This window comes from Sphingobacterium spiritivorum (genome assembly GCF_016724845.1).
Classification (GTDB): domain Bacteria; phylum Bacteroidota; class Bacteroidia; order Sphingobacteriales; family Sphingobacteriaceae; genus Sphingobacterium; species Sphingobacterium spiritivorum_A.
The window spans coordinates 3,084,703-3,100,542 of the sequence record NZ_CP068082.1; the positions used below are offsets into that span (position 1 = coordinate 3,084,703).

16 protein-coding genes are annotated in these 15,840 nt (G+C 39.5%); 2 read left to right on the forward strand and 14 right to left on the reverse strand.

The genetic code is table 11. The features are described 5' to 3' along the window. Positions 1 to 15: 15 nt before the first annotated feature. A complete protein-coding gene (locus I6J03_RS12935; RefSeq protein ID WP_232279846.1) occupies positions 16 to 933 on the forward strand; it encodes an alpha/beta hydrolase in 918 nt (305 codons plus the stop codon). 20 nt (positions 934 to 953) lie between these two features. On the opposite strand, the gene I6J03_RS12940 is transcribed toward I6J03_RS12935, so the two are convergent. The 13 genes from I6J03_RS12940 to I6J03_RS13000 all read right to left on the reverse strand — a co-directional run bounded on the left by I6J03_RS12940 (position 954) and on the right by I6J03_RS13000 (position 13,673). Next, the gene (locus I6J03_RS12940; RefSeq protein ID WP_232279847.1) at positions 954 to 1,247 is read right to left on the reverse strand and encodes a chaperone modulator CbpM; all 294 of its coding nucleotides are present in this window, start codon (positions 1,245 to 1,247) and stop codon (positions 954 to 956) included. 3 nt (positions 1,248 to 1,250) lie between these two features. Then, positions 1,251 to 2,165, reverse strand: a complete 915-nt coding sequence (locus tag I6J03_RS12945) for a DnaJ C-terminal domain-containing protein (RefSeq protein ID WP_003011637.1) — start codon at positions 2,163 to 2,165, stop codon at positions 1,251 to 1,253. Positions 2,166 to 2,222: 57 nt separating this feature from the next. Next, complete coding sequence (locus I6J03_RS12950) at positions 2,223 to 4,913, reverse strand: carboxypeptidase regulatory-like domain-containing protein (RefSeq protein WP_003011640.1); 2,691 nt, start codon at positions 4,911 to 4,913, stop codon at positions 2,223 to 2,225. Positions 4,914 to 5,102: 189 nt separating this feature from the next. Beyond that, positions 5,103 to 6,671, reverse strand: coding sequence for a M28 family peptidase (locus tag I6J03_RS12955; RefSeq protein WP_003011642.1), 1,569 nt, complete (start codon positions 6,669 to 6,671; stop codon positions 5,103 to 5,105). A gap of 54 nt (positions 6,672 to 6,725) precedes the next feature. Continuing rightward, a complete protein-coding gene (gene rpiB, locus I6J03_RS12960) occupies positions 6,726 to 7,166 on the reverse strand; it encodes a ribose 5-phosphate isomerase B (protein WP_003011644.1) in 441 nt (146 codons plus the stop codon). Between the two features lie 5 nt (positions 7,167 to 7,171). Next, positions 7,172 to 8,050 carry a twin-arginine translocase subunit TatC gene (tatC, locus tag I6J03_RS12965; protein WP_002992755.1) on the reverse strand — a complete coding sequence of 293 codons (879 nt, stop codon included), beginning with the start codon at positions 8,048 to 8,050 and terminating at the stop codon, positions 7,172 to 7,174. Between the two features lie 75 nt (positions 8,051 to 8,125). After that, positions 8,126 to 9,490: an acetyl-CoA carboxylase biotin carboxylase subunit gene (gene accC / locus I6J03_RS12970; RefSeq protein WP_003011646.1), complete on the reverse strand. Its 1,365-nt coding sequence runs from the start codon at positions 9,488 to 9,490 to the stop codon at positions 8,126 to 8,128. Between the two features lie 75 nt (positions 9,491 to 9,565). Continuing rightward, positions 9,566 to 10,042 carry an acetyl-CoA carboxylase biotin carboxyl carrier protein gene (gene accB / locus I6J03_RS12975; protein ID WP_003011648.1) on the reverse strand — a complete coding sequence of 159 codons (477 nt, stop codon included), beginning with the start codon at positions 10,040 to 10,042 and terminating at the stop codon, positions 9,566 to 9,568. A gap of 76 nt (positions 10,043 to 10,118) precedes the next feature. After that, positions 10,119 to 11,108: a beta-ketoacyl-ACP synthase III gene (locus I6J03_RS12980; protein ID WP_002992758.1), complete on the reverse strand. Its 990-nt coding sequence runs from the start codon at positions 11,106 to 11,108 to the stop codon at positions 10,119 to 10,121. A 6-nt stretch (positions 11,109 to 11,114) separates the two neighbouring features. After that, a complete protein-coding gene (gene plsX / locus I6J03_RS12985; protein WP_003011650.1) occupies positions 11,115 to 12,053 on the reverse strand; it encodes a phosphate acyltransferase PlsX in 939 nt (312 codons plus the stop codon). Positions 12,054 to 12,157: 104 nt separating this feature from the next. Further along, positions 12,158 to 12,349 carry a 50S ribosomal protein L32 gene (rpmF, locus tag I6J03_RS12990; RefSeq protein ID WP_002992760.1) on the reverse strand — a complete coding sequence of 64 codons (192 nt, stop codon included), beginning with the start codon at positions 12,347 to 12,349 and terminating at the stop codon, positions 12,158 to 12,160. A gap of 14 nt (positions 12,350 to 12,363) precedes the next feature. Next, on the reverse strand, positions 12,364 to 12,900 hold the full coding sequence (locus I6J03_RS12995) for a YceD family protein (RefSeq protein WP_003011653.1): 537 nt from the start codon (positions 12,898 to 12,900) through the stop codon (positions 12,364 to 12,366). A 122-nt stretch (positions 12,901 to 13,022) separates the two neighbouring features. Next, complete coding sequence (locus I6J03_RS13000; RefSeq protein ID WP_003011655.1) at positions 13,023 to 13,673, reverse strand: epoxyqueuosine reductase QueH; 651 nt, start codon at positions 13,671 to 13,673, stop codon at positions 13,023 to 13,025. Positions 13,674 to 13,825: 152 nt separating this feature from the next. Here I6J03_RS13000 and I6J03_RS13005 point away from each other — a divergent pair, with 152 nt between their 5' ends. Continuing rightward, complete coding sequence (locus tag I6J03_RS13005; RefSeq protein WP_003011656.1) at positions 13,826 to 14,983, forward strand: hypothetical protein; 1,158 nt, start codon at positions 13,826 to 13,828, stop codon at positions 14,981 to 14,983. Here I6J03_RS13005 and I6J03_RS13010 read toward each other — a convergent pair. After that, positions 14,980 to 15,831: a transglutaminase-like domain-containing protein gene (locus tag I6J03_RS13010; RefSeq protein WP_003011659.1), complete on the reverse strand. Its 852-nt coding sequence runs from the start codon at positions 15,829 to 15,831 to the stop codon at positions 14,980 to 14,982. The genes I6J03_RS13005 and I6J03_RS13010 overlap by 4 nt on opposite strands. Between the last annotated feature and the right edge of the window lie 9 nt (positions 15,832 to 15,840).

Below are 15,840 nucleotides of genomic sequence, written 5' to 3' on the forward strand. Positions count from 1 at the left end.
GAAATGCTATTCGATATGAAGTATATACGTAGTTTCTTTATTCTTCTGTTTATTCTGCTGACAGCTGCTGTATCAGCTCAATCTAATTTTCCGCGTGATACCAGTTTTACACTTAACAGCGCTTATCAGAAGGATCGGAAAAAATTTCCGGATATCCGAACAGTTACCGAATATAAAGGAGACGATATCCGGACTCAAAAAAATATTCTTTACAAAGAAATAGGAGACAGAAAACTTCTGTTGGATATATATGCTCCTGCTAAACAAGATCGGAAATATCCTTGTGTCATTATGATTCACGGCGGAGGCTGGCGTTCGGGTGATAAGGATATGATGGCCGGCTTTGCTTCTAACCTTTCTCTTCGGGGATATGTGGTGCTCAGTGTCGGGTACAGATTATCTCTGGAGGCAAAGTATCCTGCAGCAGTGCATGATTTGGAAGATGCGATTGTATGGGCCCGGAAGCATGCAGATCAATACCAGATTGATAAACGAAAAATAGTAACACTGGGTACGTCTTCAGGCGGTCAGCTTGCCAGCCTGCTGGGAACCAATACTTATTCAGACAGACGCAAGCAGGTTCAGGCGACTGTAAATATAGACGGTATATTAGCCTTTCATCATCCCGAATCTGCGGAAGGTGAAGTCGCTGCCTTATGGCTGGGAGGTAAATATGAAGAGGTCCCTAAAATTTGGGAACAGGCTTCAGCCCTGTATCAGGTCAGTAAAAGAACCGCTCCTGTCTTATTCCTGAACAGCTCATTTCCCCGGTTTCATGCCGGAAGGGATGATATGATCCTGAAGCTGAAAAAGTATGGGACAGATACGGAAGTCTGTACTTTTGATCCTTCGCCCCATACTTTTTGGTTTTATGAGCCCTGGTTTACTCCAATGCTGGAAAAAATAGATCACTTTCTGAATCGGGTATTGTAGATCTATACGTCGCCGGAAGGTTAGCCCTGTTCCAGACTTCTCATTTTTGCCTGTAGCAGACGTAATTCTTCCTGCAGACGTTCTACCTTCTGCAACAAATGGTGTGCGACTTCTATTCCTTGCGGATTGACATCCAGATCATAATATAAGGCCGCAAATCGTTCCAGATTTCTCAACTCATCCTCATCCACATATTCCACATTCTGCTCTACAGTGATATGGATCAATTCGCTTTCCCTCAGTATCTGAATAAAAGATGCCTCCACCTTTCTGGAATGACAAAAGTCTATTATTTTAATTTTTGTAGTTTCCATCACTTACTTTTTTAGTTCAGCTAATTGTTTGAATAATGCTTTCTCTTCTTCAGAGAGCTGTGTCGGGATTTGTACATTGATTGTAACATACAGATCTCCGAACTGATCCTCTTTTCTATAGATGGGAAATCCTTTTCCCTTTAAGCGCATCTTAGCTCCATTCTGCGTTTCGGGTTTGATTTTAAGTTTAACCTTACCACCAAAGGTGTCCAGTGTCGCTTCTCCGCCTAAAACAGCGGTATAAAGATCGATATCCAGATTAGTATACAGGTCATTTCCTTCTCTTCTGAACCGTTGATCCTTATCAATAGTAAAAGTAATATAGAGGTCTCCTTTAGGTCCTCCGTTTATTCCTTCGCTGCCGTGTCCTTTTAATTTTATCTTCTGCCCGTCTTCTACACCAGCGTGGATCGTGATCCGGATATTCTGCCCGTTGACCGTAAAAGTCTGCTGATGCGTAGTATAAGCTTGTTGTAAGGTGAGATGCAGTTCCGCATTAAAATCCTGGCCTTTGAATGTACTTTGTCTTCCTCCTCCACGACGGCTTCCAAACATCTGCTCGAAAAAATCGGAGAACTGACTGTCATCAAAATTTCCGGAGTATGCATTTGGATCTGTACCTGCTCCTGCAAATGGGTTCCCTCCTCCCGGGTTTCGTCTGTATTGCTGTTGTGCCTGCTCATACTCTTCCCCGTGTTTCCAGTTTTCTCCGTACTGATCGTATTTTTTACGTTTTTCGGGATCTGTAAGTACCTCATTTGCTTCATTGATTTCCTGAAATTTTTGTTTTGCTGTTTCATCATTCGGATTGAGATCCGGATGATATTTCCGGGCAAGTTTTCGGTAAGCCTTTTTTACATCATCCTGAGAAGCGGACTTATCCAGCCCCAATATGTTATAATAATCTACAAATGCCATTTTAAATATTGCTTTAGATCACGTGTTTATTTGAAAACATACAATTTACAGAAAGGTTTAATCTTTTACCTTTATCAGATTAAATTTATGTACATATCCCAGTAAAAAATACTGACGTAAGACAATTGAATTTACATAATAGGTTGTATTCCCCTGTACACCCCAATAATTACTGTTATTTTGATTGAGTATGTCAAAACCCGATAATTTGATCTGGGACTGGCTATTTATATTATAGAAAACTGAAGCATTCAGAATATTAAAATTTTGTCTTGCATTCAGACCGCTGGCTCTGTTTTCGAGAGAATAGCTGGATTCGAGAGAGAATCCTTTTATCGGATTAATATTTAAGCCCATTCCGAAAGTATGTGTCTTGTACTGACTTTCAATAAAATCCGGATTATCTTTGACTGTATTAAAATTTCGGTTGGTAGAGAAAGTATATTTAGGGGATATGCCGATCAGATTGTTCCACATGAAAGATAATTCCTGTGTGAAGGTACTGGACCAGGTCGTAGATTTATTAGCAATATCATTGATGGTGGAGTAATTCTGATAGCTGTAACTATTCGAGTTTTGAGAAAAGTACAGTTGCCATTTTTTGCCGGTCAGTATATTATAGCGCAGGTAGAAAGAAGCATTGGCACTGCTGACTTTACCGGACTGAAATGCCTGCATGGTATAGTGTCCAGTTTCATTCTCTCTCCAGCTTTTGTACCCAACGCTTCTGTTCTTAAAGTTAAATCCGCCATTGATTCCCATTTGATACTTCTGTGCATATTTATTGTAGCTTAATCTGAAATCCTGGCGTTCGATATTATCGAAATCAAGAGAAGGCAACACGGTATACAGCGGGTCCTGATCCCTGCGCTGGACGACAATTTGTTGTGTCTCCGGACCTTCCAGATCTTTAGCCCATGATAGTTCCAGTTCTTTATACCGTACAGAAATATTAGGCAACCAATAGCTCTGTTTTTTATTGATATCCGGTGCTATTTCCAGGAAGTCAAAATAATTCTTCTTGGTCTGATAAGCTGTCCCGAAATTAACGGATAACTTATCTACAGGCTTCCAATAGAACTTTACTCCCGAAATATAATCCTGATCCCTGTATCTGTAACTGTTTTCCAGTTCCGTAGCCCGTATCGTACCGGTGTTATCTTTATTGAGCAGCAGTGATTCCATAGAGCGGTTACCGGAAGTGTTAAAGGTGAAGTAAAGTTCAAAATTGAGCTTTTTTATAGTCTTATTGCCATAATTAAAGGAGTTTCCGAAGGTATTAGATCTTTTTTTCGCATTCATATTCTGCCATATGTTGCGTGCAGACCCATCATTCTGTTTGTATATAAGAGCGATTTGCTCATTGATATTATCATTTTGACCACTATTGATGTTGAGATTATTTCTGAATGAAACAACATGATTTGGTGTTATTTGCTTTTCAATAAAAAATCCATGTTCATAGGTCAGTTGTTTCTGATCTCTGTTACTATTGTTTTCACTTCTGTTGAGCATAGCAGATTCCGTGCTGTTTTCTCCGATACTGCTATTCTTGTTTTTAGTGTTTTCTAATTGCAGACGAGGGGTAAACTCAAAATATGCCGTTGTGTCAAAACGATGCCGAAGCAAGGTCTTGATATTGTGTTTCCATGCTTTGCTTTGGGCGTCAGAGAAATATGTGCCTAATTGCTTCTCTCCGTCATAAAGCGAGGTGCTGCTATTCCTGTTTTCACTGTCATTATTGTTGTAGGAAAGCATATACATGAGATTGAGTTTGGTTTTCTTTCCCCAGTCATTATTGAGATTGAATCCACCTGCAACATCATTGCCGATCCCCCAGTAATTCCTTCCCCCGAAATTATCAAACCCGTAGTTCTCTGCTCTTCCAAGTCCTGCATGCTGCTGGAGTTCGCCATAGTCAAAACTTTGTCTGTTGATGTTATTACCGAATCCTATAAAACTCAATTGTAAGGTATCTCTGAAGGTATTAAACAGGCCTCCGGCCTCATATCGCTTGCGGGTACCGCCACTGCCATAAACTTTTCCAAAATCTGCTTTCAGAAAATCTTTTTTAAACTTAAGATTGATCGTTACAGGAAGGTGTTCTTCATTTTCAACAATTCGCTTTGATTCTCCTTTATCTCTGTATACCTGTACCGTTTTGATAAGAGAAGCATCCAGATTTCGGGTAGCGATTTTTAAATCCGTAGCAAAAAAATCTTTTCCATTCACTTTGACTGAAGATACCTCTTTTCCCTGATAATAGATCGTGCCATCCATATTGACCTGAAGTCCCGGCAGCTGTTTCAGTAATTCTTCCACGTTTGCATTGGGTCTGGTTTTAAAGTAAGCTGTGTTATATTCCAGCGTGTCTTTTGACATCCGGATAGGAGGGGCACTTGTGATACTGACTTCTTCCAGCATGTTTTCAGATAGTTTGAGAACGCCCATATTTTTTGTTTCATGATCCTTAAGAGATAAAGTCTGCTGAAAAGGTTGTCCGGATATGTGCGAAATATAGAGTAGAAGCTCCCTTTCCACGGGAAGCTTTACGAGACGGAAATTACCCTTTTCATCAGTCAGTGTATAAGAAACTACAGTTGAATCTTTTTTGTTAAGAACACTTACAGTGGCTTTTTCTAAAACTTTGTTTTCGGGATTGTGTACAGTACCCGAAATTAATCCGGAAGATTGAGCAAAGGAAAACTGATACATAAGCATGAAAAGCCCGAGTAGCACTAATTTCATAAAGGGTTTATTGATTATGCTACAATAATATTAAAATATATTTAACGGGATAATTAATAAATGTTAATTAACAATTATTAACTAATTGGGAGGATATATTTGTTTCCCTAAAGCCAATTCACACTGCAAAAAAGCCTTTTCCGTAATCCGGAAAAGGCTTTTTACAACTTAGTTAAGAAGTAGAATTTTTTATTCTTTATTACTGTCTACGACAAGTCTTTTATCCCGGTTGGCAATTTCCCAGGCGGTGTAAAAGGCTAATTTTTCACGTTTGGCCATCATCGGAAAATCTATCTTTTCAATGGTGTCTTCTGGGGTATGATAGTGAGGATGTAATCCTGAGAAATAGAAAATAACCGGGATTTTGTGTTTGGCAAAATTATATTGATCCGACCGGTAATAGATGCGCAAAGGATCTTTTGGATCATCATACATATAATCCAGTTCCATCTTTGTGAAATCATCATTAGCTTTCTTATTGATTGCATGTAGTTCGGAACTTAATTTATCTGATCCGATAACATGTATATAATTGTGATTTCCATTCAGGTGTTTATCATCAATACGGCCTATCATATCCATATTCAGGCAGACAACAGTATTGGATAGGGGATATACAGGATTCTCCGAGTAGTACTCAGATCCAAGGAGACCTTTTTCTTCTGCTGCAAAAGCAATAAATAGGATACTCCGGCGTGGGCCATGACCATCAGCCTTAGCCTGAGCAAAGGCGCGGGCAAGATCCAGTACTCCGGTCGTGCCGGATCCGTTATCATCAGCACCCGGAAAAATAGTTCCGTTCTCATCGATCCCGTCATGATCATAGTGACCTGATAAGACCACTATTTCTTCTTTCAGATCTGTACCTTCCAGTAGTCCTAATACATTTGCGTCATTAAGCATCTCTTCTGTGATCCCATATTCTGCATTAAACTTTACGGGAATCAGGGTAGATTGTACGCTGTTATTTTCTTTAAATTTTTGAAAAGATATGTTCTTTACCTGAAGAATATCATTTGCAATCGCAGGGGTAATAAAAGCGACTGCAGGGGTTACTGAAGTCTGCTTTTCAGCTTCTTCCTTATCCTTTTGCAATTCATAAGAGCCTCCTGTCAATCTTCCTGCCATTCTTTTCAGCATGAGTTCGGTTGTGACTGAAGCTGCCAGAATTAACTTTGGATTCTTTTTCATCAGATGTTGCAGCTTTTTATTTCTGGAAGTACTCCACTCTGATTTCTTAGAAGTACCCGTGATCAGGGAATTTCCATTTTTATCTGTAGGTTCATCGTCTGTAATCAGTAAAACTACTTTATTGCTGACATCTATATTTGCGTAATCGTTGTATTTTGAATCTTCAATACCATAACCTACAAATACGATGTCTTCAGTCTTTATAACCGTCTTTTCATTATCCCCCAGAATAAAAAAGTCTTTTCCGTTTTTGAAATCCTTACTTCCTACAGTAAACTGATTGACTTCAAAACGTCTGTTTTTAAGATTTATTTTTTGGAAATACCCGGATTGCGGAGCTTTCAGTCCTAATCTTTTAAATTCAGCTGCAATGTATTGAGCTGCTTTTTCGCCACCTTTCTGTCCGGTACCGCGACCTTCGTATTCTTTAGATGATAAAATAGTAAGATGTTTTTTTGCGCTCTCCTCATTCAGCATTTCAGCGTATTTTTTCTGAACAGGCTCCTGTGCAAAAGCACAGCTGTATAACCAAGGCAGAACACTCAGAAGTATTAGTAGTTTTTTCATCAGAAAATAGGTTTACTAAATAGGGTAGCGATGAGCTACCCTGAAATGTTATAATTAACAAGAGATCTTATTGACGCGGTTAGCGTGACGGCCGCCTTCAAAATCTGTAGTCATAAATGTTTTGACGATTGCTTTTGCCAGATCCGGACTAATGAAACGTGCAGGAATACATACAATATTCGCATCATTGTGCTGACGGGCTAATGCTGCAATTTCTTCGAGCCAGCATATTGCCGCACGAATATCCTGATGCTTATTGGCTGTGATCGCTACACCGTTGGCACTACCACAGATAAGTATACCTTTGTCAAACTCCTTGCTCTCCACAGCGGAAGCTACAGGATGTGCAAAATCCGGATAATCTACAGAATCTGTAGAATATGTTCCAAAATCTTTTACTTCATAACCCAGCTCCTGCAGAAAGGGGATCAGTTCTTTTTTGTAATCAAATCCTGCGTGATCGCCTCCGATAGCGATGGTTTTTACTGAACTCATATTCTCTATTTATTGCTATAAAATTCTTTTTCTTTCGCAGCTCTTGCCTTCTTTACATTCGCGGATACCATGATACTGATCTCATAAAGAATAAACATCGGCGCACTCACTGTAAGCATAGTAATGACATCTGCACTAGGTGTAATCACGGCCGCAATTACCAGAATGATAACGACAGCGTATCTTCTGCTCGCCCGCATAAATTCGGGTGTCATCAATCCGATCTTGGATAAAATGAAAATCAGGATTGGTAATAAAAATACTATTCCACAACCTAAAGATAGGGTCGCAATAGTAGACAGGTAAGAGTCAATGGTAATCTGATTGGTGATCTCTTCACTTAACGATACGTTAGAGAGAAAATTTACCGAAAGCGGAACAACGATATAGTATCCGAAGAGCACTCCTAATGCAAACAGGATAGTCGCATAGAAGACAAATCCTCTTGCTGAGCGCTTTTCTATATCCGTCAGCGCCGGTTTGACGAACAACCATACTTCAAAAAGAAGATATGGGAATCCTAAGGCAACAGCTGTAATCAGACAAGAATTAATCTGTAGCATAAACTGGCCTGCCATCTCGGTATTGATAATATTGAATGGGATCCTCTCCACACAAAAACCATCAATATGTAGTAATTCACCAACTTTACACATCATTCTGTATGTCCAGAAATCAAGCTTTTTAGGGCCCATAATAATTTCATTGAACACATAGTCATAGAAGGTGAAAGCTAATGTCGCAAATACTGCTACGGCTAATACAGAGCGGATGATATGCCATCTTAAGACCTCTAAATGGTCAAAAAAGGACATTTCTCCTTCAATATTCTTTCCTTTATCTTTAATAGCTTGAACCAGGCTTGATTTAGTCATTTTACTCATAATACATGATCGCGAAAAACAAAAATACCATTCTTATTGGTAAGAATGGTATTTTTTGCTTCTGTAAAAGAAATTTTATGTATTCTCCTCTTCTTCAGGATACTTTGACAGATCGAAAGTCTCCATGAATTTAGTAGTGAAGTTTCCTGCTCTGAAATTCGGATCCTTTAAGATTCTCAAATGCAGAGGGATAGTTGTATGTATACCTTCGATAACGAATTCGCTTAACGCTCTTTCCATTGTCGATATAGCTTCTTCACGGGTCTGCGCTACAGTGATCAGTTTAGCGATCATAGAGTCATAATTCGGAGGAATAGTATATCCGGAATATACGTGTGTATCTACACGGACACCATGTCCACCCGGAGAGTGGAAGTTAGTAATCTTTCCTGGTGAAGGGCGGAAGTTTTGGAACGGATCTTCAGCATTTATACGACATTCTATGGCATGCATAGTCGGTTCGTAATTCTTACCGGAGATAGGAATACCTGCCGCAACTTTGATCTGCTCTTTGATCAGGTCAAAGTTGATAACTTCTTCTGTTACGGGATGTTCTACCTGAATACGGGTATTCATCTCCATAAAGTAGAAATTACGGTGTTTATCAACCAGAAATTCAATTGTTCCGGCACCTTCGTAATTAACAGCTTTTGCACCTTTAATAGCGGCTTCACCCATTCTCTGGCGAAGTTCAGGTGTAATAAACGGAGAAGGAGCTTCTTCCAATAATTTTTGGTGACGACGCTGAATCGAACAATCACGTTCGGATAAGTGACATACCGTTCCATATTGGTCACCTACAACCTGAATTTCGATGTGACGCGGTTCTTCAACATATTTTTCAAGATATATACCATCGTTTCCGAAAGCTGCTGCAGATTCCTGACGTGCAGAATCCCATGCTGCTTCAAAATCTTCATCCTTCCAGATGATGCGCATTCCGCGACCACCGCCACCTGCTGTAGCTTTGATGATCACCGGATATCCGATTTCATTGGCAAGTTGTATACCTTCTTTGAAGGTGCTTAACAGGCCTTCAGAACCCGGTACTGTAGGGACATCGGCCTCTTTCATAGTTGCTTTAGCGGAAGATTTATCTCCCATTTTTTCGATCTGTTCTGCAGTAGCACCGATAAATTTGATGCCATACTCCGCACAGATAGCAGAAAAACGAGCGTTTTCGGATAAAAATCCGTACCCCGGATGGATCGCATCTGCATTAGTCAGTTCTGCTGCAGAAATGATGTTAGGGATATTTAAATAAGAATCTTTACTTGGCGGAGGTCCGATACAGACTGCTTCGTCCGCAAAACGGACATGAAGACTATCTCTGTCTGCTGTAGAATAAACCGCAACACTCTTAATGCCCATTTCACGACACGTGCGAATGATGCGTAAGGCGATTTCACCTCTGTTGGCAATTAATATTTTTTTAAACATGAGTCTTAATTGATGTTTCTGTTAGGCGATTTCTCGCTGAATATGCTAATACTCCTTTATAAGAGAAGTATATTCTTAGCTAGGATCTACCAGGAATAATGGCTGATCGTATTCAACAGGTTTAGCGTCATCAATTAAGATTTTGACGATTTTACCTGAAACTTCAGATTCAATTTCGTTGAAAAGTTTCATTGCTTCTACGATACAAAGAACTTTTCCGGGAGTGATCTCATCACCAACATTAGCAAAATTTGGTTTACCCGGGCCTGCAGCACGGTAGAATGTTCCGATCATCGGAGATTTTACAGTGATGTAGTTTGCATTATTGTCAGCAGCGGCTGCAACAGGAGCAGCAGGTGCAGTAGCAACAGGAGCAACTGGTAAAGCCGTTGCAACAGGAGCTGCAGTAGGTACAGTAGCTGTAACGATTGTAGGTTCCTGATTAGTCTTTATTGTGATTTTAAAATCTTTTTCTTCGATTGCAACTTCATTTACACCAGATTTTGCAACGAATTTGATCAGATCTTGTATTTGTTTAATATCCATACTCATATTAGCAGGTTTTAGATGTTTAAATGTTTAATGTTTCAAAAAAATTAGCCTGTAAAGGTAATAAATAAATAGGGTATTAATAAGCCCACTTTAAATAAATAGAACCCCATGTAAATCCTCCGCCGAATGCAGCAAGGATTAGATTGTCTCCTTTTTTCAATTGATTCTCCCATTCCCAAAGACACATTGGAATAGTAGCGCTGGTCGTATTTCCGTATTTCTGGATATTTACCATTACTTTTTCTTCGGGCAGACCTACACGCTCAGCCGTTGCATCGATGATACGCTTATTGGCCTGGTGAGGTACTAACCAGTTGATGTCTGCAGATGTCAGATTGTTCTTATCCATTATTTCCGCTGCTACATCAGCCATATTGGTTACTGCAAATTTGAATACAGTACGGCCTTCCTGATAAGCGTAGTGCATTTCGGCGTCCACGGTCTCATGTGTTGCAGGGTTTAAGGAACCTCCGCCTTTAATATTCAGGTATTGTCCGCCTGATCCGTCCGTTTTGAGGATAGCATCCTGAATACCCATTCCTTCTTCATTAGGTTCTAACAATACAGCACCACATCCATCACCAAAGAGGATACAAGTGTTGCGATCCTTGTAATTGACTACTGAAGACATTTTATCAGCACCTACAACCAATACTTTTTTGTGGGTACCTGATATAATAAATTGTGAGGCTGTGTTCAGTCCAAATAAGAATCCCGAACAAGCTGCCTGCAAATCAAATCCCCAGGCATTTTTTGCTCCGATCTTATCTGCCAGAATATTGGCAGTTGCCGGAAACAACATGTCAGGAGTACTCGTACAAAAAACAATCAGATCGATCTCTTCCGCAGTAATTCCTCTTTTTTTCAAAAGACCCAATACTGCAGGTACAGCCAGGTCTGAAGTAGCCTTACCTTCCCCTTTCAGGATGCGTCTTTCTTTGATACCAGTACGAGAGACAATCCACTCGTCATTGGTGTCAACCATTGTTTCAAGCTCCTTATTTGTAAGCACATAGTCAGGAACATAGCCATTAACAGCTGTAATAGCTGCATGAATTTTTGACATAATACGTTAATTGAAAACAGATCTGATCTTATCGATAAAATTCGATTGGATCATAGCTCTTGATTGTAAAACCATGTTTTTGATAGCTTCCGGAGGAGAAATACCATGTCCTATAATAACAGGAGCATTCACTCCCAGAATAGGTGTACCTCCGTACTGTTCGTAATTGAATCTATCAAAGAATTCATCATTTATTTTCTTTTTCTTGGTCACCACATAAAAGGACTCCGCCATTTTCAAAATAACATTACCCGTAAATCCATCGCATACCATTACATCAGCCAGATCTGTGAAAAGATCTCTTCCTTCAATGTTACCGATAAAATTTAATTGGGGATTGTTTTTGAGCAGTGGGTAGGTTGTGGTTGTAAGGATATTTCCTTTTTCTTCTTCTTCGCCAATATTGACTAATCCGACTTTAGGAGATTGTATGCCTAATACATGTTCAATGTAAAGACTTCCAAGGATAGCAAATTGATTTAGCATTTCGGGTTTGCAATCTGCATTAGCTCCTACGTCTAACAACAGTCCGCTACCACCTTTGAGTTTGGGAACGTTAGTGGCGATGGCCGGACGTAGAATTCCCGGTACTGCCTTCACGCTGAAAAGAGCACCGACCAACATAGCTCCGGTATTACCTGCTGAAGCAAAAGAGTCAATCTCTCCGTTTTTCAAAAGGTCAAAACCTCTTACTATACTGGAATCCGGTTTTTTGGCAATTGCTTTGGTCGGGTGTTCACCCATTCCAATATTATCAGGAGCATGGACAAAATCAAAATCCTCAATACTCGCTCCTAATTCCTGGATACGCTGCTTAGCAGCATGTTCGTCACCGATAAGAACAATACGTTGTTCTGCTGGTAACACTTTCTGAGCTTCAATAGCTCCTAAAATTGTGGATTCCGGAGCAAAATCCCCTCCTAAAATATCTAAACCAATCTTCATTCGTTATTATTTTTCGATTCAATAATACGCAAAAACATCCCAAAGTAAAGCATAAAAGATAAATTTTACACTTATTTTGGGATGTTTAATGTCTTGAAAGATTGTTAGACAACAGCTGTATTTTCGATGATTAATTTACCGTTGTAGTATAAATTTCCATCTACTGTGTAAGCACGGTGAGGTAAATGAACCGCGCCAGTTTCTTGACAAACTGTTAAGCTAGGTTTTTCTGCTTTATAATGTGTTCTTCTTTTGTCTCTTCTTGATTTAGAAGTTTTACGCTTTGGATGTGCCATCTCGTATTTCCGTTTTAGTTATTTTTTATATTTCTTAATGCCGACCATCTAGGGTCAATGTGTTCTTCTGCACTGTTCTCCTCTTGTTCCTCGATTTGATTGACTTTCGCCAACATCTCCGGGTCGCATGATTGATTTAAACCTTGTTCGCTGCACTTGGTGTAGTAAGGTACCGCTACATTGATATACTCGTAGAGTAAATGTGCAATGTCAAATTCATAATCATTTTTAGATAAAACAATTACTTCTTCGGTATCTTCTTCCCAGTTTTCATCTGTGAATTTGACAAGGATCCGTTCTTTTACATCGATTGGACAGTCAAATTCGGACAAACATACATCGCAAGTCAGTTTGATCGTTCCGGTAATAGTAAAGTGGACAATCAACATGTTCTCTTGCTTCTGCAAGTCAACCTGGGCTTTTAAGTTTCCATCTTTGACAATGGAATGCTCAAAACAATCAAAGAACTTCTTTTCAATGTCAAAATCAAAACTGTGTTTCCCTGCATTCAGCCCGGAAAAGGGTATCCTATATTGTTTTAGATATTTCACAATTCTGCATTTGAGCCTGCAAAGGTAATTATAAATCTTATAGAAAGGAAATTTTTTTCAATTTATTTGAGAGCCTCAAAAGGCTTGAAAAACCTTCCTGAATTACGCATGCAGGGGAGTTATTATTCGTAGTAATTTTTTCCTAATTCTATACGGTCACGCCCGTTTTTTAATCTCCAGTGATTCGTGTCGCGAAGAGAATATGCACAACCGCAATATTCCTGCATATAGAATTTTTCTTTTTTGGAGACCTCCAGCATTCTTGCCGATCCGCCTTTCTTTCTCCAGTTGAAGGTCCAGTATTCCATCCCTTCATGACGGGATGCCGCCCGAAGTCCGCAGTCATTGATCTGCTCCATGTTTTTCCATCTGGAAATACCTAATGAACTGGAGATAACATCAAAACCGTTTTTTGCAGCATACTCTGCTGTTTTTTCAAATCGCATATCAAAACACATCGTACATCTTATGCCTCGTTCAGGCTCCTGCTCCATGCCTTTTGCAAGTTCAAACCAATGATCAACGTCATAGTCTGCGTCAATAAAAGGAATATTGTGCTTTTCTGCAAAACGTATATTTTCATCTTTACGCAAGTCGTATTCCTTGCGTGGATGGATGTTAGGATTGTAAAAATAGATAGTAAAATCAATATCCGAAGCAATCAATGCTTCCATTACTTCCCCGGAGCACGGGGCACAGCACGAATGAAGCAATAGTTTTTTGCCTTCGTTCGGGAGTTTTAATTTTTCACGCTTAAATTCTTTGCCGTCCATACCAGTCCTGATTAAATGCGTTGCAATTTTAACGAAATTGCACAATATTTGCAACAATTGACTGTTAATGTAGCAGGAAGGCTGCATAATACGTCCTCTTTTCAGATAACTATTTTATACATTTGTAACAGCATTTAAGTTAGCATTGTAAAATGAAGAAATTCTCTAAAGCCCTGATTTTATCTTTAATGGTCGGAAGTGTGATCGCCGGGATAGTATCCTGTAAACGTTCAGATGATGAACCACCTGTTACGAAAGGAAAAATCGGACGTTTATACATATCCTTTTCAAATTACCGTGACGGAGCTACTCCTTTCCCTAGTATAGGTATCATTGATAATGCAGATTCTGTACTGGCAAACGGAGGAGATATGTCCACTATCTTCAAATTACGCAATATATCCATTACCTCAGGAGTTAAAGGTGGTGCTACTCTTTATTTTGATCCTTTTGTACAGCGTATTTATCAGGCCCCTAAAAATGAGAATGGATTAAGTGATACGGTTTTAAGACATATGAGCTATAATCTCAACGGAATTCCGGCCAGTACCAATAGTATTCAAAACAGTGTAATGGGGAGCGTCAGAGGTATGGCTATTAATATTCCGGAGAATAATAATGAACCCAGATTCCTGTATGTTACCAAAACAAGCCGGACAGGTAATAATAGAGATGTACAACCTGTAGGAATCTATAAATTCAATAGTGCTATTGCAAACGGATACGTCAGGTATGGACAGAAAATTACCTTAGCCGGTCTGGGTGAAGAGAGAGCACCATGGGGATTGGCCATAAACGGAAAAACCTTGTATGCTTCTATATCGGGGCCTAACGGCGGGGTCATGGTATTGCCTAATGTTGTCAATAACTTAGATACGTTGCTGGCTGATTATTCCAATACACAAATGCATACAATTGCCGGAGCTTCAAAAGTAAGAGGAATTTCTTACCACCTTTTGAAGGATATACTGGTGTTGACTGATTATACGGGAGAAGGACCTTCTGCAGTAGGAAAAATATATATCATTGAAAACTTCTCTAAACTTCCGGCAGGCGAAATTACACCAACCCGGACTATTCAGGGGGCAAGTACAGGGCTTTTAGAGCCGGTGGATGTTTCTATTGATAAACGGGCGAATGGCACATTCATGTTTGTAGTGGATAAATCTTCAAGATATATATCCAGATTCAAAATTACAGATAATGGTAACGTTGCGCCGGATGCCAGACTGATAGTGGATAGGACTCCCGAAACAAATATAGCTGTGCAAATGATTCCGGAAGGGATATTCTTTGATGGAAGAGATTAATCTTTTTCCATCAGATCCAGTAATATTTCGATTTCCTCTTTTTTCTCCATATTATCTATCTGGGTATAGGAGGAGATCAGATTTCTTAGCACTCTTTTTATAATAGCTACGTTATCGCAAGGCAATACATATTCCGGAGACGGAGCCAGATTGAGCTGTTTTAAAAAGGAAAGGATATCTTCCATTTTCATCACCTGCCCCTTATTAAATACGTTGATGTAGAATAATGGCTTTGAATCCATGCTATCCTCATTCATATAAGCCAATACAAAGTGTTTGGGCAGATTGACTCCGTAAATTGGGATATCCAGACGTTGCGCAATGACGCAATAGATACAGGCCAATGTAATCGGATTGCCCTTCTTGCTTTCCAGCACCTTATTCAAATATGAGTTTTGCGGATCATGATAGTTAGCTGTATTACCTGACAAGCCGAAATCCTGAAACAATACATGATTGATGAGTTTGACCTTTTCATAAGGACTCATATCATATATCAGTTCATACCAGACTTCTCTTCTTAATTCGGCTAGCTGAAACATAATCTGGTCCACATTCATTGCCGGATACTGATATCTGTTGATAATGAGTAAACCGTTAAGCAAATCAAATGAATTACTCATCTTCCATACCTGCAGCTCGTTTTTGATCTGATCAAACTGGATTTTGTGAATAATATTCTCAATCCGGGTCTGCATCAATACATCGAAAGAACTTTCCCAGGAAGATTCAAGGGAGGGGATGACCTCAGGACCACACGTAATCAGTTTTTGTTCGATCTCTTCAAAAATAGTAGTGTCCGGATCATCTAACAATGAGATTAAAGCCTTTAATTCATTATCGCTCATATTCAAACT